The organism is Paenibacillus tianjinensis (assembly GCF_017086365.1).
GTDB lineage: Bacteria > Bacillota > Bacilli > Paenibacillales > Paenibacillaceae > Paenibacillus_AQ > Paenibacillus_AQ tianjinensis.
On the sequence record NZ_CP070969.1, the window covers coordinates 3,377,757 to 3,400,063 of the forward strand.

Sequence of the window (22,307 nt, forward strand, 5' to 3'; positions counted from 1 at the left end):
GCCACTAAATTTGACTATTTTGTGAAGGGCGAATTATCCATAACTGTATGTAGTAGAACGATGTATTAAAAAATCAATATATAGATAAACTAATTTTAAGTAATCCGAACTCCTCCTTCTAACTTAGAGTATACATAATCGCGCCTCCAATTCCCAATTACCATGAACAGCTAAAATAGTTACCGGATCTATAGCTTCGTTCATCTTACAGGGTTGTTTAATTAAAGAATCTTCGACAAGTAAGAATAAAAACCCTTTTTGTAGCAACTTGAATTAATTCGTATTTATAAATATAGGGCAAACACTAGACAAGTTAACAACCACGAGAACAAGAAAATGCCACCAGCCGAAGCCAGTGGGCAGAATGAGATTCATTGCATTTTATGTATGATATTATGCCAGCAACATCCTAAACTCAAACTCTCCACGAAGATAATAAGCATCTGCGATCTTCACGCTTTCCCTACTCCATTTCCGGACCGGTCCACCATAATCAACAATGCAGCCAGCCAGATCCCCACAGGTCTCAAATATGGTAACCCGTTTCTGGCTTAATGCAGCAGCAAGAAATTCCGCATCTGTTTTTAATACTTTGTATGCATTACTCAAAAATAATTCACTCCCAAAAAAGAATGTTAATAGAACTATTCCTAAAACAATAACTCCTACTATCATCATCACAATCCCTTTTCTGTTTTTCAAATAGTAATATCCCCCAATAGATAAAAGCGCCCCACCCATCATTGCCATGATTACTGATTGTCTCTGATCCCCACCATCATAATCATCAGTTAATAAAGATATGCCTAGAATAATAGCTGCTGCACTTAAATGGACACCCAAGGCTCTTAAGGTTTTTTTCATCGTTACACTCCTTAAGATAAACTACCCACCCCACTGTATAGTATCGGTGATTACGTATTACCCCAATATAATCCATTTTCCACATTATGTATGTGACGATTAGGAAAATTTTCCTGAACGCAAAGAAATACCATACCCTTACCGGCAGGGTACGGTGCTTCCGTTGCCTTTATATTACCGGATGCTATTGTGTCTGTAAACGACAAAAAAAGCCCACCAGCTGGAGCCAGTGGGCAGTTATTACTGTTTTGTCAGAACTGTCGCTTTGTATTTGAGATACGCATTTTCAATCGCAGCACGGATTTCCTCTTTAGAAACCTTAATACCTCGCACATTCAACTGATCAGAAGCATACGCCAAAGCCTGCTGTAGCTTATCCTCCCCGCCCAATTCCTTGTAGACCGTCTGTGCATAGGCGAATCCCTCCGTGGCAATCTTATGCAGCAGCTCCCGCTGAGACACCGACAGCTTAGCATCAAACCAAGTATCTGCCTTTACCTGTAGTAGTGCTACTGCCCGCAGGATCACTGCGGCCAAAATGCCGACAACGGCCAGCACAACGGTTGTGATGTACGGCTGGGCTTGATCAATTACAGTTTGCATATTAAACCTCTCCTATTCTTTGGGCATTCCTGCAGCTGCCCGCAGGTGATTTGCCGTATTGTTGTAATAAGCCATTGCCGTCTTATCGCCCTTCACCTTTGCCGCAGTCCAGCCCGGTGAAAGCCACCTAAACACGAGCTCCTGGACGTTGCTCTTAGGCAGTTGTGTGAACGGTGCTAACGATCCTGGTTGTAAGGGTATCCTAGCAGCCAGCCGCAGGTTATTCGCCAGGTTGTGCAAATGTAGGGCGCCCGCCGAGTCGCCAGCCTTCCTGGCTGCGTACCATGCCGGAGATACATGCTCATCAATAAGTATCTGAGCGACATTGGCTGGCAGCTGCACAGCAGCAGGAGCAACGATTACGGTAGGTTCCCACTGCATTTCTTTGACCACGTCATACAGCAGATCCTTGAGCGTCTTGCCGGCAGTCTTCAACGCCTGGTCAATATCACTTTTACGTGTTGGGTCCAGCTGCTTGTGCGATGGAATATGCGTAAGAGGGTTCAGCCCCCACTTGTCACAGCAATAAGCCAGATACCACACTATGCGGTTGTATGCTTCGGTAAAGTCGATCTCTCCGCCGAAACACAGCTCCACACCCAGTGCGATGTCATTGGCGTCATCACCGTATAACTTATTATCCGCGGTCACGTTGTAGATCACATGCCAAGCTTTCTCGGCCGGATCCGTCCCAGTTCCTGTCGGGATAATCTCCAGGATCTTCGTGTCGTCAATAAAAACTTGAGCTGAGGCAGAACGGTCCTTCAGGTTTTGGAAATAGGTGAAATGATTATCCGCTGTTGCCCCGGGGTTTCCGGTATCATGAGCAACTAAAAAGCCCGGCGTGCCGGATACTAACCGGGTGCCGGGCCGAACGTTTTGGCGCTTGTCAATGTAACGCCGTTCGATGGAGTATTTATCTTTGATCATTTTCTTCAATATCCCCCTCTCGCTTTACTGCCGGAAAGGACAAGAACAAGTCCTGCCGCTTGGTGTACATAAGCACCGTCAAGATTACGAGTCCCAGAGTAGTGCCGACCTGAGCAGTTGCCCATGCTTGAGATTTAAGAGCCGCGAATACAGAATCACCGGCAGTTACATCACTAAAGCGAATCCAGAAGGCCACAGCCATTTTCACCGTATAGGCTCCCAAAAAGAAGAACGCCGCCAACATGAACAGGCTCACCACCCGGGCGCGGAATCTTTTCCGGAAGTATAAAAAAAGCGCAGCTATAAGCAACAGCGCACAGATAAACGATATTCCATAAGCAATCAGCAGTAAGATATCAATGCCCCCCATGATTAACACCTCGATCATAAATTAAGAATTCGGCAAAGCCATTATTCCGAATCTCTTCCTGGATCTCTTTGGACGCATCTTTATAACGCCGTATTGAGACCGTGACCCGGCCGGATGCTCTATTCAGCTCCTGCTCTTTTTCTCTATGCCGGGGTGATAGCCGTTTGATCCAATTACTCAGCACGTTATCCTCCCCTATCCTCATCATTGCCGCTGCTGGCAGCATGATCAATTTTGAGCCTTTGCAGCACTTCGAGTGTCGGAGCCATAAAGTCGGCCCGCTCTTTATCTAGGATCGCCTGCAGCCGATCCCGGTCTTCTTCCGCTCGATCGAGAAGCTCCCGCGGCACCAAATCACCACGGGAAATTGCCCTCAGAAAGTAAATTACGATGAAGAGCAGGACCAGCGCTACAATGTAGGCCAGGCCGTACCTATCCGCCAGCGGCAGCAGTTCCTTGATATTCGTTACATCAGTGCTATTCATTCCCCCGCGCTCCCTTCTCTCTCTATTTAATTGGTACGCTTAAATCTGCTTCCACCTTAGCGTCTGCTGCCTTCTTGCGGGCTTCGTCTAGTGCCGCCAGCGCTTCACCGATCTGCATGTCGATCTGCTGAAGCAGCTCATGCTGCCGGCCGGGATGTGAGTTGACAAGGAGCAATACAACTTCCACCGCCTCCTGCACTGGATGAGTGAGGTCAATGGATACATCGAGCTTGGTTACTTTAGCCAGAGGGATCACCTCCTTTCAAGGGAATAAAAAAGAGCCTTGCCGGAAGCAAGACTCTTTTCAATAAATAATTATTTTAGAAGCTCGGCAATCTTTGCATCGATATCAACCAACTGTTTGTTGTAAGTAACCAATTCGGCTTTCATCTGTTCGATCTGCTGTTTAAGAGATTCTACTAACTGCAGCTGCTGTTGCCCCAGCGTGCCATTGTTGGCAAGCTCTTTAGCCAGCTGCTCATGCGTTGGTATCACATCCGATTGGATGTTTTGAATACCAGCTTCTCTTTTTGCAATCTCTCTAACAATTTGATCTCTCTGGCTGTTTAGATTTAACAGCAGTGCTGATTTTGGTGTAACACTTGTATTTTCATTCTCGCTCATAATTATTTTCTTTCCTTCCACTGTCAGCTCTACGCCTGCTGCCTGCGATACGGCCCGTACAGGAGCATAGGCTGAACCATTTATAATGCCTGCCTCTGCGATTGATTTACCGCCCTGCACCACGGTGTAAATCCCTGTTACTTTTTTTCCGATTATCCCTACCGAATCTGCAAAAGCTGAAGCACTAGCAAATATCAGTACCCCGACGATAACCCCTACGAAAAATTTCTTCAAAATTATCAAACCTCCCAATCTTTTTACCCAATAATACCATACGCTAGGAGATTAAGGAGGCTTGTTTTGTCTATCAAACCCACGGTTCACTTGCGAGATAAGTCCAAATAGCATCTACAGATGACTGGAGCGATGAAATTTGAGATTGAAGATTTGAAAGCTCGGATTGCAGCGTAGTTAGAGAAGATTGACTGTACAAACTGCTCCATGATGTGATTCTTACATAACCGCTTGTCGCAAAGAGATCGACATTCTGTCCTGATATGGTCGCATTTCCAAACGCACTCAATGCTAGACCAACCCCGGGAGAGTTATATATAGTAGATTCATTTCCATTGGCTAAGAACCTAATCTTGCTTGCGCCCCCATCATACGCTGGAATCAGAATTCCGCTGTCTGGATCTGCATATACCCCGAACGCAATACTTGACGGATCAATTTCTACACGCGGATATATTCCAGAGTCTGCCGTCCGAATAAGTGAGCCTGTAATTGTCCCGGCTACAATATCCGAATAAGTCATTGTGCTCTCTTCAATTAACCCGGTCAGTGTAATCGACCTCGCCACGACATTCCCGGCCATATCCACCCGGAACGGAGCGCTGTTGAAGTCTGCATGCCCCGAGCTGATCCCGTTCGTGTTGATCTTGGTGATGTTGTTCCCGCTGCCGATCTCCATGGAAACGAAATTACCTAACACCCCCGCAATAACTTCAGCTGATATCCCTCTACCTGTCATGGCCGTTCGTGCCGTGACCCCACCGTCCTCTGTGATGATAATCCCGCGGGATGTCATGACCATTTGCACATTCGGATGATCCACTTCTTGCAGGACGATCCCCCGGCTGTCGTAAATAATCTCGCTCTTGGATGCATTGATATCGATGACAGCCTGCTTAGCAAACTCCTCGAAGGCTGCTGCTCGCACCCGGCCTCCGGACAGGAGATCATTCAAGATCTGCTTGCTGCGCTCCAGATCGGCCAGTACCTGCGTGTCATCCCGCATTTGGTAGTTGGACAGTGTGACCTGGCTGTGCTGCTCCATAGAGAACGGATACTCCGTAATCTCCATCACCCTACAACTCACACGCTGCAACTCCATTTCCGGGTCATACGCATAAACCGTGTCTCCTAGCCCCGCCTGTTGCTCATCTGGATCAATCTTGTAAATGTCCGCCGCGCTGACGCTGATCTCAAACTCCGGCATTTCCCTCTTACGGAGTGCTTCACGGGTAGCGATCAGCAGCTCTTCCGGATCCTCGATGTTTTGGTCGATTAGTTCCCCGTCGTAGAAGGTGTTCACATTGTTGGTCCAATACTGAGCATACGGAGAGATCAGGTAATTGACGACCAGTTTGTTATCGATGATGGCGCCTGGAACAGAATCCAGCAGGCTGCGCTCCTCTGTGGTTAGGAATTCGGCGGACAAACCGATGAACGTCCGGCCGTCTTTCATCTGGCTGAATAGCCGGGTTGTCAGGTTAGAAGCATCATCCTTGAAGCTATCACTGATTATGTTCTTTCGGAACCTGTATTCAAAGCCGTCATTGCTGCCAATCCGCTTGTAAAGGTGGATTACGGTGTTATCCGGCTCGATTTCGCAGCCGTAAAGGTTCACGGCATCCTGCAGGGCTGCCAGTGCCGTGGTCGCTCCCCAGTCCTTAATGTCCCGGAGATCGAAGCTGTCATGCGTGACGAAGGTGTACACGCCGCCGGTTGCTGCGCTGATCTTGTCCAGCAGCACGCTGATGTGGACGCCGTATGCCTCATCAATGTAATCCCCATACGGCATTTTGAAGTCCACCATTTTGAACATGATGTGAGTACAGATGACCTGGGCGCTGATAACCTTGTTGCTGCGATCCCGGGCACGCGACTGGATGATATAAAACTGGCCACGCTCGTCTTGAACGTGGCCTTTTGGGATAATCTTCTCTTTGTAGTCGTCACTGGTCATCGGGACCGTAAAAGATATTTCGTAGTCGCTGTTCAGCCGGCGGCGGCGCTGGACGTCGGTGGATGCGACCAGCAGGCCGGTGGGTGAACGGTTGCGATCGAAAGATTTCAGGTGTTTTTGCATGTTGACACTCCTCTCACTATTGAACCAGGTACCGCTTGTGCTGCTCGCGTTTACGTTCCTCCGTGATTCGAGCATATCTTAGTGTTGTTTGGGGGTCTGAATGACCCATCAATTCCTGCACTGCTACTAGCTCCGCACCATTATTAAGGGTCAATGTAGCGAAGGTATGCCGCAGCACGTGCGGGCTCACTTTATCCTGCAAACCAGCAGCCCGGGCGATGACTGCGATCTCCCTCTGGATGCCTCGCTTGGTCAGGCGCCGGTGCGGCTTCCGCTCAGTCACCATCAGCGCTTCGCAGTCATCTGCCCGCGATTTCAGATATTTCGTCAAATGGTACATTGCCTTGAAACTGAAATACACCTCGCGTTCCTTATTGCCTTTACCAATAACACGGCAGCTCATGGACTGGTGATTGATCGCGTCCCGGTCCATACCATAGACTTCTGACAGCCGGCAGCCAGTAGCATACATGATTTCGATAAATGCCCGCTGCCGGACTGTTTTGCAAGCCTCGCGCAGCATCTCCAGCTCAGGGATCGTCAGCGCCTTAGGCAGCCGCTTCTCCAACTTCGGAGTCTTCAGCTTTGCGGACGGGTCCCTCGGCAGGATTTCTTCCGCAGTCAGCCAGCCGAAGAAGCTTTTCAACACGGACAGCTTCTTGCCGATGGTGCTCATTTTGAGCTTATCAAACTTCCCTAGATAGGCCCGGATGTCTGCCGCTGTGACAGCGTCTGTGCGCTTGCGTACATGGCAGAAGAATATATCTAAGTCTAAGGCGTATCCATCAAGCGTAAGAGGGCTCAACCCTTCTAGCCGCTTCGATGAAAGGAACATACGGACCTTCTCTTCGGCGTCAGGATGTGGTTCGTCTTCTTCAACTCTTTGGATATGGTATTTTGCAACGACTGCTGAAAGGACTGATTTCGTCCGCTCTGCGTTCAGGTCTGGATATGATTCGTATATGACGGCCACGACATCGGACAATAGTTGCTCACTCACATTATTCATGTTGTCCTCCTATTGTTACGAAATTCGTTATCACATCCCCATAATACAATGTTACTATTTACGTAACAATGGGATAATGGTACTATTTTCGTAACAACCATCAGGAGGCGATTAATGTGATTCTTATTAAGCTTGATGACTTGCTAAAGTTAAAAAACATCTCACAGCGTGAGATCGCTAGAAGAACTGGTATTAGGCATCCGACCATAAGTGAGATGTGCCTCAACAAATCAAAGTCATTACCGGTAGAGAACCTGGACAAAATCTGTAGCGAATTGGACTGCGAATTGTCCGATATCATTGAGTACAAAAAAGAGCCGCTGGATTAATCCGGCAGCTCTTTTTTAATGCTCATTTTCAGTTGTCCGGTAGTGCGCAGTATGGTCCTTGATTTTTTTAATAGTAAAAATCCTCCAATCCCTATAGAATGGACATGCGTTGTCATTTTATGGAGAGGAGGAACGATTTTGGAAAAAATAACCGAAATACAGATTCTATGTCTGAATTACAAATGTGTTAAGTGGTTCAGATCGCCTATTTTCTTTGGTGATATGGAAAGTCTAATGTCATCAACGCTTATTGGAAATAAAGCTCAATGTCCTCATTGTGGTCAAATGACACCATGCAATAAAGAAAACATGCGTGTACGATCCGTCGATGGCGGGTTCCGTGGATTAGATACTTTTTAAACTGGCGAAGCCGCTACTCAGAATAGCGGCTTCATTCTACTAAATGAAAGGTTCTCTTTTCCATCTTACGCCATCGGCCATAAAGGAGAACCAGACTCCTGCATTATTCATCTTCACTACCCACTCAACGGGATAAGTCCCATCCTCGCTTCTAGCTGATTCAATCTCTCTTTCGATTTCTTGATCGTTCATGTAAATCGCTCCTTTTTATGGGTCGTTTAGAACATAAAAAGAGCTGCCGATTAACTTATTACGGAGCTCTTTTCACAACGTTTATTCAGTTTGGCTATTGAACAGTATGGTCCGTCTCCCTGACATATCCATAAACGTTGATATATCAGCATTTATTGGCACTTATAAGGGTGAATAATTACTACTGCGCATTAAAATTAGACGTTTACCCAATCCTCAGCCAGCATGTCGGTTTGTGACGCAAGCCATCCGACTACAATCGAACCGTCAGCCGCCTTCATATCGATATGCGAGTTGATCGTTACTACTCCGGTATGATCTCCGCATGAATCGCAATCCTTCAGATGTGTGTACGCCTCATTGCGCAAACGGTCCTTGTCAACCAATGTTCCATGGACCATATAAACAAACATCCCCTTACCGTTCCACCCCGCCCTAGCGACTTTCTTGCCTGCCTTCAATGCTTCTATTGCTTGACCAAAATTCATGGATTACTCCTCCTAAAATAAAATAAAAGAAGCACCCATTATGAGCGCTTCTTCCGGAACTCCTCAATCATCTTCTCTTCTTCAATGAACTCTTTCATTTGTTGGTTAACCCAGGTTGAAATCTTAATACCTTTCTTTCCAGCATATCTACAAAACTCTTCGTAAACTTCTGGATCTAGTGTGATGTTGTGTCTGGACGTAGCCAATACCCCACCTCCTAATGTATAGGAGTATTGTCCAATATCCACCAGTAAAGATCAATACACATCAATACACACTAGTACGCAGTAGGGTCCTACTCTGAATCAAGAATGGATTTAAACCGTAGTTTGTAGTTATCAATCTTTACCTGCAGCAAGATATTATCCTCAAAACAACCTCTATCGTGAATTACTATGCCTTCCGAAAATTCAAAATCTTCTAAGAGTTCAAAGAAAATCTTTTCCAAATCTTCTTTATTCATTGTCTTCAGTCCCTTATTATTAAAGTAAAGGAGATGATTTCTATGACTACACCAGAACATATATTTATGATGAATGATGCTCGTGATATACTTCACAGGGTACAAAATTCTTATCAAAAACTAATTCGAGCCGAAGATATCCCCCGTTCACTATTAAATGATGTAAGGAACTTTTTGAATAACATTGAATCAGCATTAGACTACATAGCATTTGAAGTTTTCAATAAATATTGTTTGATGACAATAACCGATCCAGCAAAAATAGAATCTGCCAAAAGGGCTGTTAATTTCCCACTTCACAAGGAAACTGAGTTTACCAGAAAAATTGATAAGGTATTTCCAGATTTGCGAACAAACAATCCGGATATAATTGATGTTTTTGAGAAGTGCCAACCCTATAATCATCCAGGTGAGTATTGGTTACCTTTATTTAATAAATTAGTGAACAATAATAAACACCGAGAACTGGAAAAGCAAAGAATATCTTCTACATCAACAATTCACAATATGATCGATGCAAATGGAAATACATTCACCAATGTGACATTCCAGGGATTCAGCGCTGATATGAAAATTGATGGTAATGAAGTCAATCTCAGAACGTTTAATAATCATCCTCATATACGTTTTCTTGATGCAACAGTTAGAGTGGATTTTATTTTTAAATCTCTTAATACTCCGGTTCTTCCAGCTCTAACATCAATATACATAGGGGCAAACTCAGTAGTGAATGAGATCAATATGTTATTGAATAAATAGCAATCATTCCATTCAAATTAACAATCCACAGCCTGAATGTACTTGTCAAGAATCTTCAAATGCTCGTATCCCTGCTTCAGATTGTTGTCAGAATTGTCTGACAAGTCAGGCTCAAACATAACCATGTCACGATCTATAACAATTATCTGAGTCTCATCGTAAGCCGTAACACTAATCTTTTGAGTTTTTGTGGGGGTAGTTGCTTCGATAACTGAGTTCGTTATTTTTACATAACAGTTTTCGAAAGTAACTACCTCACCTTGGACGGTTCTTGATATGTTCATTTTCAGCGCCATTCGGCATCCTCCTACAATTTTATTATTTCTACGATGCTGTGATACCCATTTACCGTGCCGGCCGGTGTATCTTCCGACTTTAAAATCAAATTGAATTGCCCTTCACTTGTAACCTCGAAAACATTCGAAAACCGGATATTCTTTTCAGAAACATCGACATCAAAATATCTACTATCGTAGCCAGACCCTCCAGCACTCACCGCAACCCCCGGCGTAGTCACACCCGTTGTATTGATCTCAAGGCGACATGTCCCTCCAGCCGTTAAAGCAACTGTGTTAAGGCTCGTTCTTAGCATATACCTGCCTCTTCCTAACCATATCGCTGATAACTGCTTGATCGTCGTTCCAGCTGCGATGATAGATGATTGAGAGATAGGTGACCATTGGTGCTCTTGAGAATTATTTGTTAAATTCCCGTTCACCGCATATTCAAAGTAAAACGGATACGCTAAGTTGTCGGCATTCGGTACATTACTAAGCGAGACATCGTGGGCTAAGCCTTTGCACTGCACGTAGCTTTCATAATAGCGGAAATTAGCATTGTTGATATTCACGTAACTGTTCTGATTCTCAAGTACGATGCCGATGTGAGTGCCCGTTATGTCGCTATCAAAGTGGAGGTCACTCATGACGATATCTTGTACCCAAGGGTGCATCATGATAGTTGTTCCGGCTTTTTGCAGCTGAAAATGAATGCCATTAAAGCTTGATCGGTATGATTGTGGAGACGTAGGTCCGATATGCCCAAACTCCATTCCCAACGTATATATCCATACGTTATTAAATTTGAGACCGTCAATTTTTTCATTTCGATCAACCAAGAGAGGCAAGCACCCCACGCCTCCGCAGTCGAAATAAACATTACTGAACATACCTATGAATAGATCATTGATCTGGTAATTGCGCTCGAAATGGTAGAACAGCGTATTACTGAGCACAAGGCCCTCCGGATAGTGTGTCCCATTTGCGATTGCATACAGTCCCTTAGTGCCTGTCCGTGACTGTGCTTCATCATTTACAAAGTAAGAGTTTGTTATATTAACTTCTGCAGATTTGTCAGTATAATAAATCCCATTTGCGGCATATGAATTGATTTGGTTAAACGTAGATTTGCGTAGGCATTTGCAATAGGCGAACCACGTATAGTTGTTGGCTACAATATTTTCAATAAAGACATCTTTAATAGATGTGGCGTAGCTCGTATTTTCGCCGTCGATGTAAAATACATGTGTCGTACCGCTTCTGACGTTATTAAGCGTAATATTGATAATTGTTGGTTTTTGCGTACCGGATGCGAAGTAAAATACTCTACTTGTATTTGTAATAATCTCTGCATTTTGGCCGTCAAGGTAGGCATTACTGGGAACGGTAATGATCGAATTAAAATGAAACGATCCTGCATCTTTCGCAAGTGCTACCTTACGGCCTAGATTAAGGAGTATTTGCACAAGTGCTGCGTCATCGCCACCGCTGGGCTTAAGCGTCACTATATCCGCCAACTGCGCACTAACCGCGCCATGCTCCGTGTCCAGCCGTTCCCGCAGCGTTGTATAATCCTCGCGTGCATCAACGATCTCCAGGTTACTTTCGCCGCTACTCGCTACAATATTATCAACACGACCGTCCAGCGTATTAATATTGGTTTCCGCTGTACTGATCCGGCCGCGATGCTCAGTCAGATCCGTTTCGATATCTGCAAAGTTGTCATTATGCCGCTGAAGATTCAACAGATCCAGCGTCTTTGTTATAACTCTCCGTGCAAAAGCCATCTCTTTCTCTCCTCTCTAAAATAGATATTTATATCGATAAATAATCTCCAGCGTAAATGACGGAGATGTGGCGTTGATCGTGAAGGTCGTTGCGCCAGGCGGAAGCTCAAAGAATACCCCATTACTACGGGAATAAGCATTTGCTCCATTCAAGCGCACTGTACATTTGTCTGGATCACAATCAATTTCCAGAACATCATTCGCACCGATGCTGCCAGAGAACGTGAAGCTATGGGTACTGTCACTGATCGACAGGTCTGTGAACGAACCGGTGATACGGATCAACGGGTAAGCCGTTTCAGAACCAATATTGTCGACTGTGACGGTCTGGCCGCTCGCAATAATCGGGAAAGAGGAATCCGAGATATAAAAATAGCCTTCCCCGAAGGAAAGGCCAGCTCCGTATTCATGCTGCTCCGTGTTCTGCACCGACTCCACCCATGGATCATCCATCTTTAAGGGTACACTGATCAACCGGTTGCCTGTCGAAGTATCGAATGACATAGACCCGCGATATTCTGCGATGTACCGCTTATCCGGCCTGTCGTCAAAGATAATAACCAAGGGTCCTCGTCGGATGTTGAACAAAGCTGCCAGCTTCGCCACAGTGCCGTCGTAATCATCACCCATGATAAATAAACCCAGGCCGATTGTCCGGGCCGCGTAGGTGCTGCCAAAGTTCTTGACGCCGTCCCTGCCGGCGATCTTGACCGTGTTCTCCTCTGTATCCGGTAATGCCGGAATTTCCCGGCTCACTAGCAGAATATCCAGCGTCGATAGCCACACCCCATTTACAGACACGTCATTCATCCGGATTTCACTCCCATCGTCTGTAGCCTGCGGGCTGACTTCTCGCGCTCAGTATACAGAATTTCTGTGTCTGCCCGGTCTTCTAAGGTGATTCCATTTACGGACATATCGATGTGATTCTCTACCTTGGTCTCGGACTTTGCAACGGCGGCAGCCCCTCCGAGCAGGTTTGGATTGTCCAAAATACGGAACAAGCCGTTCAGCTGAGTAGTATTGAAGATCGCTTCCTCGCCATGAGCTATGATTGGAACAGGCATCCCAGCAGGACCAGGGATAATGCCGCCGACATCAAAGCTCTGCAACTTCTGTCCAGTGTCCTTGTCAATCCCGTACAGATCGCGAAGCGCCTGATTTCGGGCGGCCAGCCGCTGCATCTCCGCACGGTTGCCCGCGGCAGCAGCTGTGGCGTAAGCGTCCTTGTTGGCATTGTACTCGGCGAGATCCGCATCCTTCTTGGCTGCTTCCTTGGCAGCGCTGATAGCGGACATCTTCGACTGGTACTGTACAATAAAGGCGTCTAGCTCAGTAAGAATCTGAGTGTTGGCAGTGCCGGCGGATGATACCCTGAAATCGGCGATACCCGCTTCGATAACCTTAATATCGTCCGAATAGCTATCGAAGGCCTCCTTCAAATCATCATAATGGGCTTCGGTGGCGTCCTTCTCATCCTCAAATGCCTGAAGTTTAGTATCCTTTTCATTCTGAAGGGCATCCTTCTGCGAAGTGAGTTCCCGCTTCCGAAGCTCCCGCTCATGATCAAGAACGAATTTGTCGCGCTCCTCGATCAATTTCTTCCGCTCTTCCCGGCCTGAATTACCTACAGCAGAGGAAAGCAGATCAATGCGGGCGTTCTTCTTGGCGAGTTCTTCCTCGTAATCCAGGTCCTCATTCGCTTCAGCTTCCTTCGCTAGAAGAACGTCAATCGCCTTGATCTTCGCATCCTGTGCGGATACATAAGCATCCTTGCGGACCTCAATGGCAGCCAACTCTGCTTTCTGCGCTTCCTCAATGCGATCCTTCTCAGCATCGACAAGCTCCTTGGTCATATCCAGAGTTTTGTCCGTCAGGTCCTTCCGGGACTGATAGAGCTCCTGGTCAGCCTGCTCATAGTATTTCGTATCAACGGCGTATTGATTTCGCAGCCCAGTCCAAGCCTTAACTTTATAAGCAGCGATGTCCGCTTCGGCTGCACCAGACTCCTCTAGCCGGCGGACTTCCTTATCGATAAGCTTAGTGCGCTTGTCGTATAGTTCACTAATCTCATTCTCTGTCTCAGTTGCAACATCCTTGCGTGATTGACGAACCTGATCGTCTGCGGCCTTATACTGCTCGGAGTCCTTCTGATATCGATCTCGCAGGCGGGTCCAGGAATCCAGCTTCATCTGCGCAATCTGCAGTTCTGACTTCCCGTTGTCTTCCATCCGTTTAGACTCAGCATCGATCCAGGTAGCGCTGAAATCATACCGTGACTTGACCGAATCCTCTCCCAGCCGCTTGAGCTGTAATTGCAGCGTACGGGCATCATCCACTGACTCACTCAGGAACTTAGCGTGTTTTTTTCGAAGAGCCTCGTATTTTTCCATCTGCTTATCAGCTGTGAGGTCGTAATAGTCCGCCTGGAACTGAATTGTTTTCAAATCCGCTTCATACGCAGCTTTCCGGGCTTCGGCAGCCAATTCAGCGGCTGTTTTCCCTTCTTTCTCTTTTTTTGTTTTGGTTGGATCTGTCAGATCAATCGGGTCGCCTTTATTTGCACCAAGGGTGAAGTCTCCCGAAGATAATGAAGCCGCTGCTTTTTCAATCTCCTTCTGTTTCTCAGCAATAGCCCTTTGCTCAGTAGTTAATTTGTTGAGTTCGCTTTCTGCCTGAGCCTGTGCAGTGTTTGTCACAATGTCTATTACACTTGGAGTTTTACCACTCATACGCGCCTGGCCTTGTTTGACCGAATCAGCAAAGGTAGAAGCTTTAGCTCCGTTAACTGCGGCCATCGCATCCAGCAGCCTACTATAATTCTTGATCTGAGCTTCCACGGAAGTCCTTTGCGCATCAGCTTCTGCAGCCAGGTTATCAATTCGAGTTTGAGCGTTGGCGGCTGCATTTGCGGTCATGGTCTTATCTGCAGATATTTGATCTTCGATAAAACCTACATTTAGGATACGGATCCTACCATCTTCTTCCTGCATTGCATTAAGACCGGGATACTCCCGCTTCAGTATATTAGTTACATCGACCATTTCCTGCAGCTGTTCCCGGTTGAGTTTCTGGGAAGACGAGAGCTTTTTGTATGAGGCAAGTGCAGTCTCCATGGACTTCACCTTCTGATTCTTAGCAGCCAGATCTGCCACTTCTGCCTTCTGCTCGTCAAAGAGTGCGCTGATCGATTGTCTGACCGCCTTATTCATTTCCTCAAGCTTAGCAGTTGCGACCTCGACACCATCAAAACCCATACTTCGCAACTTCTTGTCAATCTTCTCTAGTTGTTCATTGATATCCATTGCTTCGGACATCATTTGTGGAGTACCTTCACTCTTATCCCATGCAGCCTGGAACTTATTTAAACGCTCCTGTAACAGCGCACGTTCATGGAGTGTCTTCGTTAACTCCTCCGTTTTCGTACGAAGATCCGTTAACTCATCGGCGGTTCTTTTTACCGGCGAATCGTTCAATGTGTCATTAAGTGCCTTCTGTGCTTCCTCGAAATTTTTGGTTGCTTCCTTGCTCTCTTTATACTTGCTGATTAGAAATGAAGCTCCTGCCGCAACTGCTCCAATTGCCAATGCTATCGCCCCAAGAATTGGTATCGTTGACTGAGCTATTCGACCTGCCAAGACTGCTGCATCAATCGATGCTTTTACTGCATCGATGGCTTTTTTGAGCGCGAATGCGGTAGTCGCGGCACCAAGCAAGAGCGGAGGCAACGCTGTGAATGTGAGAATAGCAGCCTGCGTCGGCTTGTCGAGCTCCGTGAATCCGTTTAGCAGCGTCGTAACTCCCTCGACTGCCTCACGAACCGCTGGCAAAAACATATCCCCAATAACAATGCCTGCGGATTCAAAAGCACTGCTCATGTTGTCTGCAGCGCCTTTCAGCGTATCCATTTGCGTACCAGCTACACGTTCAGCTGTGCCTCCTGCATTTTTTAGGGACTCCGTATAATTATCGAGTGTCCCCTGCCCTTGCTGAATTAGCGTAATAAATCCGCTCGCGGCCTCACGACCCACCAGCGTTGCTGCTACATCAGCTTGCTGCGCTTCGGTTAAACGGCTCCATACTGTGGTAAACTGTCCAATCAGATTTGACAACGGTACGATATTACCCGCGCTATCCTTAATGCTGACACCTAAGCGCTGCATGTAAAATGCCGCTTCCTTTGACGGAGAAGCGAGTGCGAGCAGGATAGCCCGAAGTGACGTACCCGCAGTCTCACCCTTCATTCCTGCATTACTCAATTCCCCTATTGCCGCTGTTGCTTCCTCGATTGATAATCCCATGGCAGCAGCTACTGGAGCCACATACTTCATGGATAGGCCGAGATCTTGCACGTCAGCGTTAGTGTCAATGCTGGATTTTGCAAGAACGTCGACTACTCGGGAAGTTTCCGTAGCTGCGATTCCAAAACCTCGCAAAATGGATGATGCGATGTCTGCCGTTGTTGCGAGGTCAACGTTGCCTGCCGCTGCCAGCGCAAGCACGCCAGGCATTGCAGCAATGATCTCTTTCGTGTCAAAACCTGCCTGTCCAAGTTCTGCCATCGCATCCGCAGCCTGGGAAGCAGAAAATACCGTCTGTGCCCCAAGCTTAATCGCATTTAACCTTAAGGCTTCGAAATCCTCACCGACGGCTTCTGTTATGGCCTTAACGTTCTGCATGGCCTGTTCAAATTCTGCTGCGGTTTGTATAGACTTACCAATAGTCGCACCAACTGCGATTGCCATGGCAGCATAGGCGGCACCCATTGATTCGAGCTCGACTTCGACTCCGCTTGTAGCATCGGTCAACTCGCGCATACGTTCAATAATGTCATCTATCGCTGATCCGCTTACGCCAAGATTTTCAAGCTCTGTGCGCACGCTTGAGAGTTGCTGTTCGAGGATTTCGGGATTCGCCCTTCGAATAGATTCATTAATTGCCTCAATGCTTTTAGAGTTGGCGCCGACATCCTGCAATGCCATATTCAACTTCATAAAGCTGCCTGTCGCCTCATGAGCATGATTGCCCATTTTTTTTGCAGCATCAGATGCAATATTCGTACTCTTCGTCGCTTGAGCCATTGCTTGATTGATGTTGCTGATTTGCTCTGCACTTAATCCGGCATCGGCCAGGGCCTTATTTAGCTTCTGCATATCTTCGGCCGTTTGCTTTGCCTGCGTGCCCATGTCGGTGAAATCTTTTTTCACATTCTTGATTTCTCGTTTTATCCCGTTGGCATCAGCTGTAAGCCGGGCTTTCAATTCTCCAAGATTCCCTGCCACCTGTCATCCCCCTCCCTTCATGCGTGCGAGTTGTGCCTGGTATTGTTCTTCTGCTGTCAACTGCTTCGGTACCGGTGCCTTAGGAAGTCGACGGACATACCGCTGCAGAATATCCGTTCGAACCTCCTTGTCCATGATGTGCGGATAAGATTCAGCTTCCAATTGCTCGATCATTTCGGTTGCATGCCTCCGCTCCTCCAGCAGCAGGAGCTCGGGAAGGTCGACGAAGTAGTATTCGTTCTCCACCTCATGCTGGGTCTTCCCCAACGCCACACAGCACCGGAGCACGAATTCATCATGGGTTAATCCACGGCCTGACCCATCCGCTGCGCGATGCTGGTCACGAACTGCTGTGCCATCGGTGGAATCAGGCCGCTCAAGTTTTTTAGTGCTGCATTCATGTCGTTCTTGGACCAGGTTAAATTCAGGTACTCGGTACACTCAGCCAGACTTGCCTGCTCGCTGAGTTCATCTATGTCGATGTCGCTGAGCAGTGAGGTTAGCTCGTAAATCTCGTCGATCATAACTTCCGCGCCGGCAACAATCATTACAGACCGGTCAACCGCCGGAACAAGAAATACTTTAACGAGTAGATCCCCGATCGTGCCGATGTGATCCGTCAGTCTCTTCAAGCGATTACGCGTCAGCTTCGGAACAGATACCGTCCTGTTGCCGAGCTTTAACTTCTCTTTTTTGGTAAGTGGAAACATGTAACTTCCCCTCTCATACTTTGGAATACGAAAAAAGGGAGAAGGCAAAATGCCCTCTCCCTGAATGGTTCTATTCATTTATTTGTTACGCTGTGGCTGTGATGTCTCCCCAGGTATAAAGCAGACCCCTCGGTGTTGCATTAAGGTCCGGATATGCTGTTGCTGAGATCGGGAAGCGCAGGTTGTTATCCAAAACAAATGCTGCGTTCACGTCAAATTTAATTGCTGTGGATTCTAGGTAAATGAATCTGCTCGGATCTGTTACGCCCAAAGGCTTAATCACGGAGCGCTTTTTCGGCAGCTTCTTACCAGCCAAACCTGTCACTTGGTATTTGACCTTTGTCGCATCAACTCCATCAACAACCTTTGTGGCATTGGGATTAAAACTGACTACCTTCTCAAAGTCAGTGTCAGGAGTTTCAAAGGTAACAGCACCGGTAGTGCCTGTAACGATGGAATCAACCGGAGCCGTACCTGTCTGATCCGTAGTCGGTTCGTAGTAAGTTGTCGTCGTGGTGAAGTTAATCCCTCCTTGCGTCAAGTCGATTGTAATTGCATCGGGCTCCTCGACACCATTCTCATCAACGCCCCAGATGAAAATTCCGGGACCCGCATAGATCTTATTTACATCACTCATATTCTATTCACTCCTTATATTATGATTGCAGGCTGAGAACACCCACCAAAATATCAGCACTTACTGAAAAATCGACAAGGACATAACCAGCTTGATTGTACAATTCAGGATCAAACGGTCCGATGAATCGTTGTTCGCCCGCCGGCACAGCAATAACCTTCTGTCCGGTACGACCATATTTGTCGGCGGCCATCGGAATTGTCACGTTAACCGCACTGCCAGATCCATTATCAACATAAAGCAGTTGGCTCCCGTTATTTTGAAATTGCATATCATCGGCCGAATTTGCCGCTTGAGTAGCCAACTCCACACTCGCTAAGCTAGCGGTTGATCTCGTTATGGTTGCTCTTGCCACGATTTACTCCTCCTTCGTGTAAAACTCAAAATTGGTTGAATACATGGGATGATTATAGGTGTCTTGTCCTAAATAAATCGGCGGCATAGCTTCGGTGCTGGAAAAGACATGGGTGCTGCCAATCATATAGTTCGATTTGCGGTGCAGCAGCTTCCCCAAGGTCTTGGCCAACGCCTCAGTTGCAGCCATGTTCGCGGGCAGAGTCTTGTAAGACTTGCCCTTGACGATGATCTGGTAGGAGGGCCGCTCCGTCGGAACGTAGTCATGTGGTGGGCGGCCTCCAGAATCCATTACAAACAGACAAGGCAGCTTGGTTTCGGGCATATCGGCCGGAATATAATTGGCATCCGGATAGACGGTGTATCCGGTAGCGGTCAGGTAAGCAATCAATTCAGATGCAAGCACGGCATCACCATCCTTTCAGGATCCCGGACAGCTCCTCCATAATCCATTTCTCATTCATCTTAATTGCATTCTCCAGAAACTTCTTCCCTGGGGAGTATCCGTTGTAATTACCTTTGCTAAGGGTCTTCTCACCGGGCTGCAGCTGCACAATGGCACCGGACGGTGTCTTGTTGAAGCCCTCATGCTGGATAACAGCATAAGCATTGACATCAGGTGTAGTCCCGAAATCAATGTATGCCAGCCCGATGAGATGCTTGACCTTATCAATCTCCAACGCCGCCTCTAAATCTCCTTCATCCAATGGAGCCAATCGCCGTGCGTCATGAATGATTTTTAAAGCAATCTTGGTAAGTGTCTCGTCCAGCCGGCGGTCGAGATCATCTTCCAACTGATCCAGCCGGGCAATGACCGTCTCCAGCCCGGTCAAGTCTAAGGAGAATCCGCCTGTATTAGCCATAGAGCACCACTTCCTTCACATCATCGGTGCCGAGGTACTTCCGGATCTCGTAATGCTTCACTTCAATCCGAATTTCGATGTCGAGAGCATTGGTGTACATAAGCCAGTCATCCATGCCGACAGCGTTGACACCCTCCAAGTAAACGGTGTAAGCGACCTGAATGTCCTCTCCTCTGGCGTTCTTAACGAGCTTCTGCTCCTCGACCACCTTGGCATCCTTAACGACGGGATCGGCCGGGATAGGCCGCCCCCATTCATCCACGCCGGGGTGATAATGTGTCACCGTCGCCGGGTATCCGAAGAGACTCATAACAAGTACCCGCCATACTGTTCCTGTAGGTCTGCTGCAGCCTCTTCATCCGCCAGTTCATCAGCAGTAGGGCCAAGCATGTCACGGACGTCAGGGGCAACAGCAGGCCGGGCTCCGTCTTTATAGCTGACGGACTCCCCGTTGTCGGTTACCGTTTTGACATTGTGCTTTTGATATTTCAGCGCCGGATCGATGCCCTGCAGTTCCCAAATGGCTTGCATCCCCACCACCGGCACTGTCAGCACAATCGAAGGATACCAGCGAGTAAGGTTCCGCTCTGCCTGCGTGACGGCAACTGCCGGCTTCTTGGCTTTGTCCCAAGCCTCAGAGTCAAGCACGTTGACTGCGATCCATGCGCCGACCTCTTCGGGTGAAAACATGGCCATCACCTACTTCTTTTCAGCTTCAGCGATCGCAGAAATCAGGTCCTCGACTGATTTGTCTTCGGTGCCCTCAATTCCAAGCTCCGCTGCCTTCATCTGCAGATCGGAATGCTTCTCTGAGATACCCTCCAGCAGCTTTTCCTTCCCGAGACGGCCTGCATTGGACACGCCGAGCAGTTTGGCCCGTTCGCGCAGCTCCTGCAGCTCTGCAGCATCATCATCCGGTAAAGCTTCGATTTCCTCGGCATATCCTTGAGCAATCAGATCTTCGGCGATCTCATCATCCACTTTACGGATAATATCCCCTGGCTTCTTCCACTTACCACCGTTCTTTACGACGCCCTTCAGTTTGATATCCACTTCATTCACCCTTTCTGTTCTGGTTAAAAGAAAAGGAGCCCCGGAAGGAGCTCCTTAGATAACGGTTGCCGACATTACACTATCTGCATAAGGGAATACAGGGAAGGCCAAGTTCACACCGACTGTACGCAGCCGCAGAGGATGTCTGCTGACCAAATCACGGAACACGTAGATGCCCATATCCCCAGTTAGTTCCGCTTCAATACCATCGACCATAGACTCTGTAGTCTCAGCCCATAGATAGTTACCCAGCGGACCATCCGGCAGCATGACGAAACGGTTCTGCGGCGCCATGCGTACATTCGAAAACGCCACCTTACCATCCGTAAGTGCATCATTTTCTGTCCGCGCCTGCGTATCATACGCAACAATTCGCGGAAGCTGTAACGAATCAGTTACAGAATTCAGCTGAGCTTGAGTCAACTGTGGCGGGTTGGCGCTGCCCGACGGATCGCCATGGTATGCAATTCGAGCAGACTTATTCTGCAGCAACAAAGAGACAATCGCCTGAGTAGTGAAGGCGCGGGTCAAACTCACACCGCGATCTTTCTGATAATTAAACCATGTTTGAATATCTTCGAGCGGGCGGGAGTTTTCAGTGTCGCTCCAGCGATCTGTTCCAGAGAGCACAGGCTTTTGGTCGTTGACGAAACCATAATCCACACTGATCTTTACGTCGCCCTCCGCATAGGAAATAGCACCAACCGATACCGCCTGCATTGCGATCCACTCACGCCGAGCGCGGATCGCATCAACTGCATATTTGCCATCGTTCAGTTGTTCACGCACGATGCGGGAAATTTCTTGACGTCTCAGCCCACCGCCTTGGTTGGCCTGCAACAAAAGGCGAATCAGTTTCTCATCCATCCAACGTCCGCGCTGAATTTTTGGAATCTCAACTTGCATTCCACTTACGCCTTCCCTGGATCCGTAACGAGTTTCGGTACCCAACTCGGCGATCTGCGCCATAACCGGCAGGCGGGATGATGCTTTAATGACTTCGACAGTCAGCTCATCTGTCTGTTGCGGCGGAAACAGCACGTTCTGCCAGTAATCATTCGGTACGGTGATGTTACTGGCATAAGTAAGGAGTTCCTCGCCAGACAACGCTTCTTCAAGTAACAATAATTCTTCATCCATGTTCAATTCATCCTTTCAATTTGGTTTAGACAAAGACAATTTGCGGCATTTTTCCGCGCAGCGTAGCGTCCACTGTGACAGGGATACGTGCGGCGATAACCTTAGCGATTTCGTATCCGCCCACGACATGATCTCCGTCCTTAACGTTGACAGTGCGCTTGAGGATAACAGTGGGGTTTTGGCTGCCGTCTGCACCGGCAGAGTTGTAAGGAACGAACTTCCCGGAAGCTGTCAGCTTCGCCATCGGCATACCTTTTTTGATGATCTTGTCACCATTCCCGTCAGCGGTAATTGCTGCCGAATCAATGGTAATGCCGTTATTTACTTCCCGCACCACTTCAAGAGATGCAAGGATTTCATAATCCGAATCGACTTCAAACCGGTTTCTCGGCTGTAATCTCATGTGATTCCAC

The 22,307-nt window shown here is 47.5% G+C and carries 30 protein-coding genes; 2 read left to right on the plus strand and 28 right to left on the minus strand.

Annotated elements, in window-relative coordinates:
- Nucleotides 1–393: 393 nt before the first annotated feature.
- The 9 genes from JRJ22_RS29290 to JRJ22_RS15110 all read right to left on the minus strand — a co-directional run bounded on the left by JRJ22_RS29290 (nucleotide 394) and on the right by JRJ22_RS15110 (nucleotide 7,199).
- Nucleotides 394–864: a hypothetical protein gene (locus tag JRJ22_RS29290; protein WP_232380853.1), complete on the minus strand. Its 471-nt coding sequence runs from the start codon at nucleotides 862–864 to the stop codon at nucleotides 394–396.
- 240 nt (nucleotides 865–1,104) lie between these two features.
- On the minus strand, nucleotides 1,105–1,467 hold the full coding sequence (locus JRJ22_RS15075) for a phage holin, LLH family (RefSeq protein WP_206100327.1): 363 nt from the start codon (nucleotides 1,465–1,467) through the stop codon (nucleotides 1,105–1,107).
- Nucleotides 1,468–1,479: 12 nt separating this feature from the next.
- Nucleotides 1,480–2,397 carry a peptidoglycan recognition protein family protein gene (locus tag JRJ22_RS15080; RefSeq protein WP_206100328.1) on the minus strand — a complete coding sequence of 306 codons (918 nt, stop codon included), beginning with the start codon at nucleotides 2,395–2,397 and terminating at the stop codon, nucleotides 1,480–1,482.
- Nucleotides 2,384–2,785 (minus strand): hypothetical protein, encoded by a 402-nt coding sequence (locus JRJ22_RS15085; RefSeq protein ID WP_206100329.1) that lies wholly within the window; start codon nucleotides 2,783–2,785, stop codon nucleotides 2,384–2,386. The genes JRJ22_RS15080 and JRJ22_RS15085 overlap by 14 nt, the downstream gene beginning before the upstream one ends.
- A 167-nt stretch (nucleotides 2,786–2,952) precedes the next feature.
- On the minus strand, nucleotides 2,953–3,252 hold the full coding sequence (locus JRJ22_RS15090; RefSeq protein ID WP_206100330.1) for a hypothetical protein: 300 nt from the start codon (nucleotides 3,250–3,252) through the stop codon (nucleotides 2,953–2,955).
- Between the two features lie 22 nt (nucleotides 3,253–3,274).
- Nucleotides 3,275–3,439: a hypothetical protein gene (locus JRJ22_RS15095; RefSeq protein ID WP_206100331.1), complete on the minus strand. Its 165-nt coding sequence runs from the start codon at nucleotides 3,437–3,439 to the stop codon at nucleotides 3,275–3,277.
- 128 nt (nucleotides 3,440–3,567) lie between these two features.
- On the minus strand, nucleotides 3,568–4,110 hold the full coding sequence (locus JRJ22_RS15100; RefSeq protein WP_206100332.1) for a Z-ring associated ZapG family protein: 543 nt from the start codon (nucleotides 4,108–4,110) through the stop codon (nucleotides 3,568–3,570).
- 73 nt (nucleotides 4,111–4,183) lie between these two features.
- On the minus strand, nucleotides 4,184–6,190 hold the full coding sequence (locus JRJ22_RS15105; protein WP_206100333.1) for a phage tail protein: 2,007 nt from the start codon (nucleotides 6,188–6,190) through the stop codon (nucleotides 4,184–4,186).
- Between the two features lie 16 nt (nucleotides 6,191–6,206).
- On the minus strand, nucleotides 6,207–7,199 hold the full coding sequence (locus JRJ22_RS15110; RefSeq protein WP_206100334.1) for a tyrosine-type recombinase/integrase: 993 nt from the start codon (nucleotides 7,197–7,199) through the stop codon (nucleotides 6,207–6,209).
- Between the two features lie 116 nt (nucleotides 7,200–7,315).
- Here JRJ22_RS15110 and JRJ22_RS15115 point away from each other — a divergent pair, with 116 nt between their 5' ends.
- Nucleotides 7,316–7,528, plus strand: coding sequence for a helix-turn-helix domain-containing protein (locus JRJ22_RS15115; protein WP_206100335.1), 213 nt, complete (start codon nucleotides 7,316–7,318; stop codon nucleotides 7,526–7,528).
- Nucleotides 7,529–7,927: 399 nt separating this feature from the next.
- Here the strand turns inward: JRJ22_RS15115 and JRJ22_RS15120 are convergent, their stop codons facing one another.
- The 4 genes from JRJ22_RS15120 to JRJ22_RS15135 form a co-directional block, all read right to left on the minus strand.
- Nucleotides 7,928–8,080, minus strand: coding sequence for a hypothetical protein (locus JRJ22_RS15120; RefSeq protein WP_206100336.1), 153 nt, complete (start codon nucleotides 8,078–8,080; stop codon nucleotides 7,928–7,930).
- Between the two features lie 197 nt (nucleotides 8,081–8,277).
- Nucleotides 8,278–8,568 carry a DUF2829 domain-containing protein gene (locus JRJ22_RS15125; protein WP_206100337.1) on the minus strand — a complete coding sequence of 97 codons (291 nt, stop codon included), beginning with the start codon at nucleotides 8,566–8,568 and terminating at the stop codon, nucleotides 8,278–8,280.
- 38 nt (nucleotides 8,569–8,606) lie between these two features.
- The gene (locus JRJ22_RS15130; protein WP_206100338.1) at nucleotides 8,607–8,774 is read right to left on the minus strand and encodes a hypothetical protein; all 168 of its coding nucleotides are present in this window, start codon (nucleotides 8,772–8,774) and stop codon (nucleotides 8,607–8,609) included.
- Nucleotides 8,775–8,863: 89 nt separating this feature from the next.
- Entirely contained in the window at nucleotides 8,864–9,031 is a 168-nt protein-coding gene (locus JRJ22_RS15135; RefSeq protein WP_206100339.1) for a hypothetical protein, read from the minus strand.
- A gap of 42 nt (nucleotides 9,032–9,073) precedes the next feature.
- Here JRJ22_RS15135 and JRJ22_RS15140 point away from each other — a divergent pair, with 42 nt between their 5' ends.
- Nucleotides 9,074–9,790: a hypothetical protein gene (locus tag JRJ22_RS15140; protein ID WP_206100340.1), complete on the plus strand. Its 717-nt coding sequence runs from the start codon at nucleotides 9,074–9,076 to the stop codon at nucleotides 9,788–9,790.
- 17 nt (nucleotides 9,791–9,807) lie between these two features.
- Here JRJ22_RS15140 and JRJ22_RS15145 read toward each other — a convergent pair whose 3' ends face one another.
- The 15 genes from JRJ22_RS15145 to JRJ22_RS15215 all read right to left on the minus strand — a co-directional run bounded on the left by JRJ22_RS15145 (nucleotide 9,808) and on the right by JRJ22_RS15215 (nucleotide 22,297).
- Nucleotides 9,808–10,086 carry a hypothetical protein gene (locus JRJ22_RS15145; protein ID WP_206100341.1) on the minus strand — a complete coding sequence of 93 codons (279 nt, stop codon included), beginning with the start codon at nucleotides 10,084–10,086 and terminating at the stop codon, nucleotides 9,808–9,810.
- An 11-nt stretch (nucleotides 10,087–10,097) separates the two neighbouring features.
- On the minus strand, nucleotides 10,098–11,855 hold the full coding sequence (locus JRJ22_RS15150; protein WP_206100342.1) for a hypothetical protein: 1,758 nt from the start codon (nucleotides 11,853–11,855) through the stop codon (nucleotides 10,098–10,100).
- Between the two features lie 15 nt (nucleotides 11,856–11,870).
- Nucleotides 11,871–12,665 (minus strand): phage tail domain-containing protein, encoded by a 795-nt coding sequence (locus JRJ22_RS15155; RefSeq protein WP_206100343.1) that lies wholly within the window; start codon nucleotides 12,663–12,665, stop codon nucleotides 11,871–11,873.
- Nucleotides 12,662–17,137: a phage tail tape measure protein gene (locus tag JRJ22_RS15160; protein WP_206100344.1), complete on the minus strand. Its 4,476-nt coding sequence runs from the start codon at nucleotides 17,135–17,137 to the stop codon at nucleotides 12,662–12,664. The genes JRJ22_RS15155 and JRJ22_RS15160 overlap by 4 nt, the downstream gene beginning before the upstream one ends.
- A 3-nt stretch (nucleotides 17,138–17,140) precedes the next feature.
- Nucleotides 17,141–17,404 carry a hypothetical protein gene (locus JRJ22_RS15165; protein ID WP_206100345.1) on the minus strand — a complete coding sequence of 88 codons (264 nt, stop codon included), beginning with the start codon at nucleotides 17,402–17,404 and terminating at the stop codon, nucleotides 17,141–17,143.
- Nucleotides 17,405–17,439: 35 nt separating this feature from the next.
- Nucleotides 17,440–17,847: a hypothetical protein gene (locus JRJ22_RS15170; RefSeq protein ID WP_206100346.1), complete on the minus strand. Its 408-nt coding sequence runs from the start codon at nucleotides 17,845–17,847 to the stop codon at nucleotides 17,440–17,442.
- A gap of 85 nt (nucleotides 17,848–17,932) precedes the next feature.
- Nucleotides 17,933–18,484: a hypothetical protein gene (locus JRJ22_RS15175; RefSeq protein ID WP_206100347.1), complete on the minus strand. Its 552-nt coding sequence runs from the start codon at nucleotides 18,482–18,484 to the stop codon at nucleotides 17,933–17,935.
- Nucleotides 18,485–18,503: 19 nt separating this feature from the next.
- Nucleotides 18,504–18,839: a hypothetical protein gene (locus JRJ22_RS15180; protein ID WP_206100348.1), complete on the minus strand. Its 336-nt coding sequence runs from the start codon at nucleotides 18,837–18,839 to the stop codon at nucleotides 18,504–18,506.
- 3 nt (nucleotides 18,840–18,842) lie between these two features.
- Complete coding sequence (locus JRJ22_RS15185; protein ID WP_206100349.1) at nucleotides 18,843–19,244, minus strand: minor capsid protein; 402 nt, start codon at nucleotides 19,242–19,244, stop codon at nucleotides 18,843–18,845.
- A 4-nt stretch (nucleotides 19,245–19,248) separates the two neighbouring features.
- Nucleotides 19,249–19,701: an HK97 gp10 family phage protein gene (locus JRJ22_RS15190; RefSeq protein WP_206100350.1), complete on the minus strand. Its 453-nt coding sequence runs from the start codon at nucleotides 19,699–19,701 to the stop codon at nucleotides 19,249–19,251.
- A complete protein-coding gene (locus JRJ22_RS15195; protein WP_232380854.1) occupies nucleotides 19,694–19,963 on the minus strand; it encodes a hypothetical protein in 270 nt (89 codons plus the stop codon). The genes JRJ22_RS15190 and JRJ22_RS15195 overlap by 8 nt, the downstream gene beginning before the upstream one ends.
- Nucleotides 19,964–20,007: 44 nt before the next feature.
- Nucleotides 20,008–20,391 (minus strand): hypothetical protein, encoded by a 384-nt coding sequence (locus JRJ22_RS15200; RefSeq protein ID WP_206100352.1) that lies wholly within the window; start codon nucleotides 20,389–20,391, stop codon nucleotides 20,008–20,010.
- 9 nt (nucleotides 20,392–20,400) lie between these two features.
- Nucleotides 20,401–20,754, minus strand: coding sequence for a DUF7210 family protein (locus JRJ22_RS15205; protein ID WP_206100353.1), 354 nt, complete (start codon nucleotides 20,752–20,754; stop codon nucleotides 20,401–20,403).
- A gap of 54 nt (nucleotides 20,755–20,808) precedes the next feature.
- Nucleotides 20,809–21,894, minus strand: a complete 1,086-nt coding sequence (locus tag JRJ22_RS15210; protein ID WP_206100354.1) for a major capsid protein — start codon at nucleotides 21,892–21,894, stop codon at nucleotides 20,809–20,811.
- 25 nt (nucleotides 21,895–21,919) lie between these two features.
- A complete protein-coding gene (locus tag JRJ22_RS15215; protein ID WP_206100355.1) occupies nucleotides 21,920–22,297 on the minus strand; it encodes a head decoration protein in 378 nt (125 codons plus the stop codon).
- Nucleotides 22,298–22,307 lie beyond the last annotated feature (10 nt).

Excerpts from the sequence above, each read along its gene's own strand:
- JRJ22_RS29290 (WP_232380853.1), bottom strand. The coding sequence starts at position 864 with ATGAAAAAAACCTTAAGAGCCTTGGGTGTCCATTTAAGTGCAGCAGCT.
- JRJ22_RS15075 (WP_206100327.1), bottom strand. The coding sequence starts at position 1,467 with ATGCAAACTGTAATTGATCAAGCCCAGCCGTACATCACAACCGTTGTG.
- JRJ22_RS15080 (WP_206100328.1), bottom strand. The coding sequence starts at position 2,397 with ATGATCAAAGATAAATACTCCATCGAACGGCGTTACATTGACAAGCGC.
- JRJ22_RS15085 (WP_206100329.1), bottom strand. The coding sequence starts at position 2,785 with ATGATCGAGGTGTTAATCATGGGGGGCATTGATATCTTACTGCTGATT.
- JRJ22_RS15090 (WP_206100330.1), bottom strand. The coding sequence starts at position 3,252 with ATGAATAGCACTGATGTAACGAATATCAAGGAACTGCTGCCGCTGGCG.
- JRJ22_RS15105 (WP_206100333.1), bottom strand. The coding sequence starts at position 6,190 with ATGCAAAAACACCTGAAATCTTTCGATCGCAACCGTTCACCCACCGGC.
- JRJ22_RS15110 (WP_206100334.1), bottom strand. The coding sequence starts at position 7,199 with ATGAATAATGTGAGTGAGCAACTATTGTCCGATGTCGTGGCCGTCATA.
- JRJ22_RS15120 (WP_206100336.1), bottom strand. The coding sequence starts at position 8,080 with ATGAACGATCAAGAAATCGAAAGAGAGATTGAATCAGCTAGAAGCGAG.
- JRJ22_RS15125 (WP_206100337.1), bottom strand. The coding sequence starts at position 8,568 with ATGAATTTTGGTCAAGCAATAGAAGCATTGAAGGCAGGCAAGAAAGTC.
- JRJ22_RS15135 (WP_206100339.1), bottom strand. The coding sequence starts at position 9,031 with ATGAATAAAGAAGATTTGGAAAAGATTTTCTTTGAACTCTTAGAAGAT.
- JRJ22_RS15140 (WP_206100340.1), top strand. The coding sequence starts at position 9,074 with ATGACTACACCAGAACATATATTTATGATGAATGATGCTCGTGATATA.
- JRJ22_RS15145 (WP_206100341.1), bottom strand. The coding sequence starts at position 10,086 with ATGGCGCTGAAAATGAACATATCAAGAACCGTCCAAGGTGAGGTAGTT.
- JRJ22_RS15150 (WP_206100342.1), bottom strand. The coding sequence starts at position 11,855 with ATGGCTTTTGCACGGAGAGTTATAACAAAGACGCTGGATCTGTTGAAT.
- JRJ22_RS15155 (WP_206100343.1), bottom strand. The coding sequence starts at position 12,665 with ATGAATGACGTGTCTGTAAATGGGGTGTGGCTATCGACGCTGGATATT.
- JRJ22_RS15170 (WP_206100346.1), bottom strand. The coding sequence starts at position 17,847 with ATGTTTCCACTTACCAAAAAAGAGAAGTTAAAGCTCGGCAACAGGACG.
- JRJ22_RS15175 (WP_206100347.1), bottom strand. The coding sequence starts at position 18,484 with ATGAGTGATGTAAATAAGATCTATGCGGGTCCCGGAATTTTCATCTGG.
- JRJ22_RS15190 (WP_206100350.1), bottom strand. The coding sequence starts at position 19,701 with ATGGCTAATACAGGCGGATTCTCCTTAGACTTGACCGGGCTGGAGACG.
- JRJ22_RS15200 (WP_206100352.1), bottom strand. The coding sequence starts at position 20,391 with ATGTTTTCACCCGAAGAGGTCGGCGCATGGATCGCAGTCAACGTGCTT.
- JRJ22_RS15210 (WP_206100354.1), bottom strand. The coding sequence starts at position 21,894 with ATGGATGAAGAATTATTGTTACTTGAAGAAGCGTTGTCTGGCGAGGAA.
- JRJ22_RS15215 (WP_206100355.1), bottom strand. The coding sequence starts at position 22,297 with ATGAGATTACAGCCGAGAAACCGGTTTGAAGTCGATTCGGATTATGAA.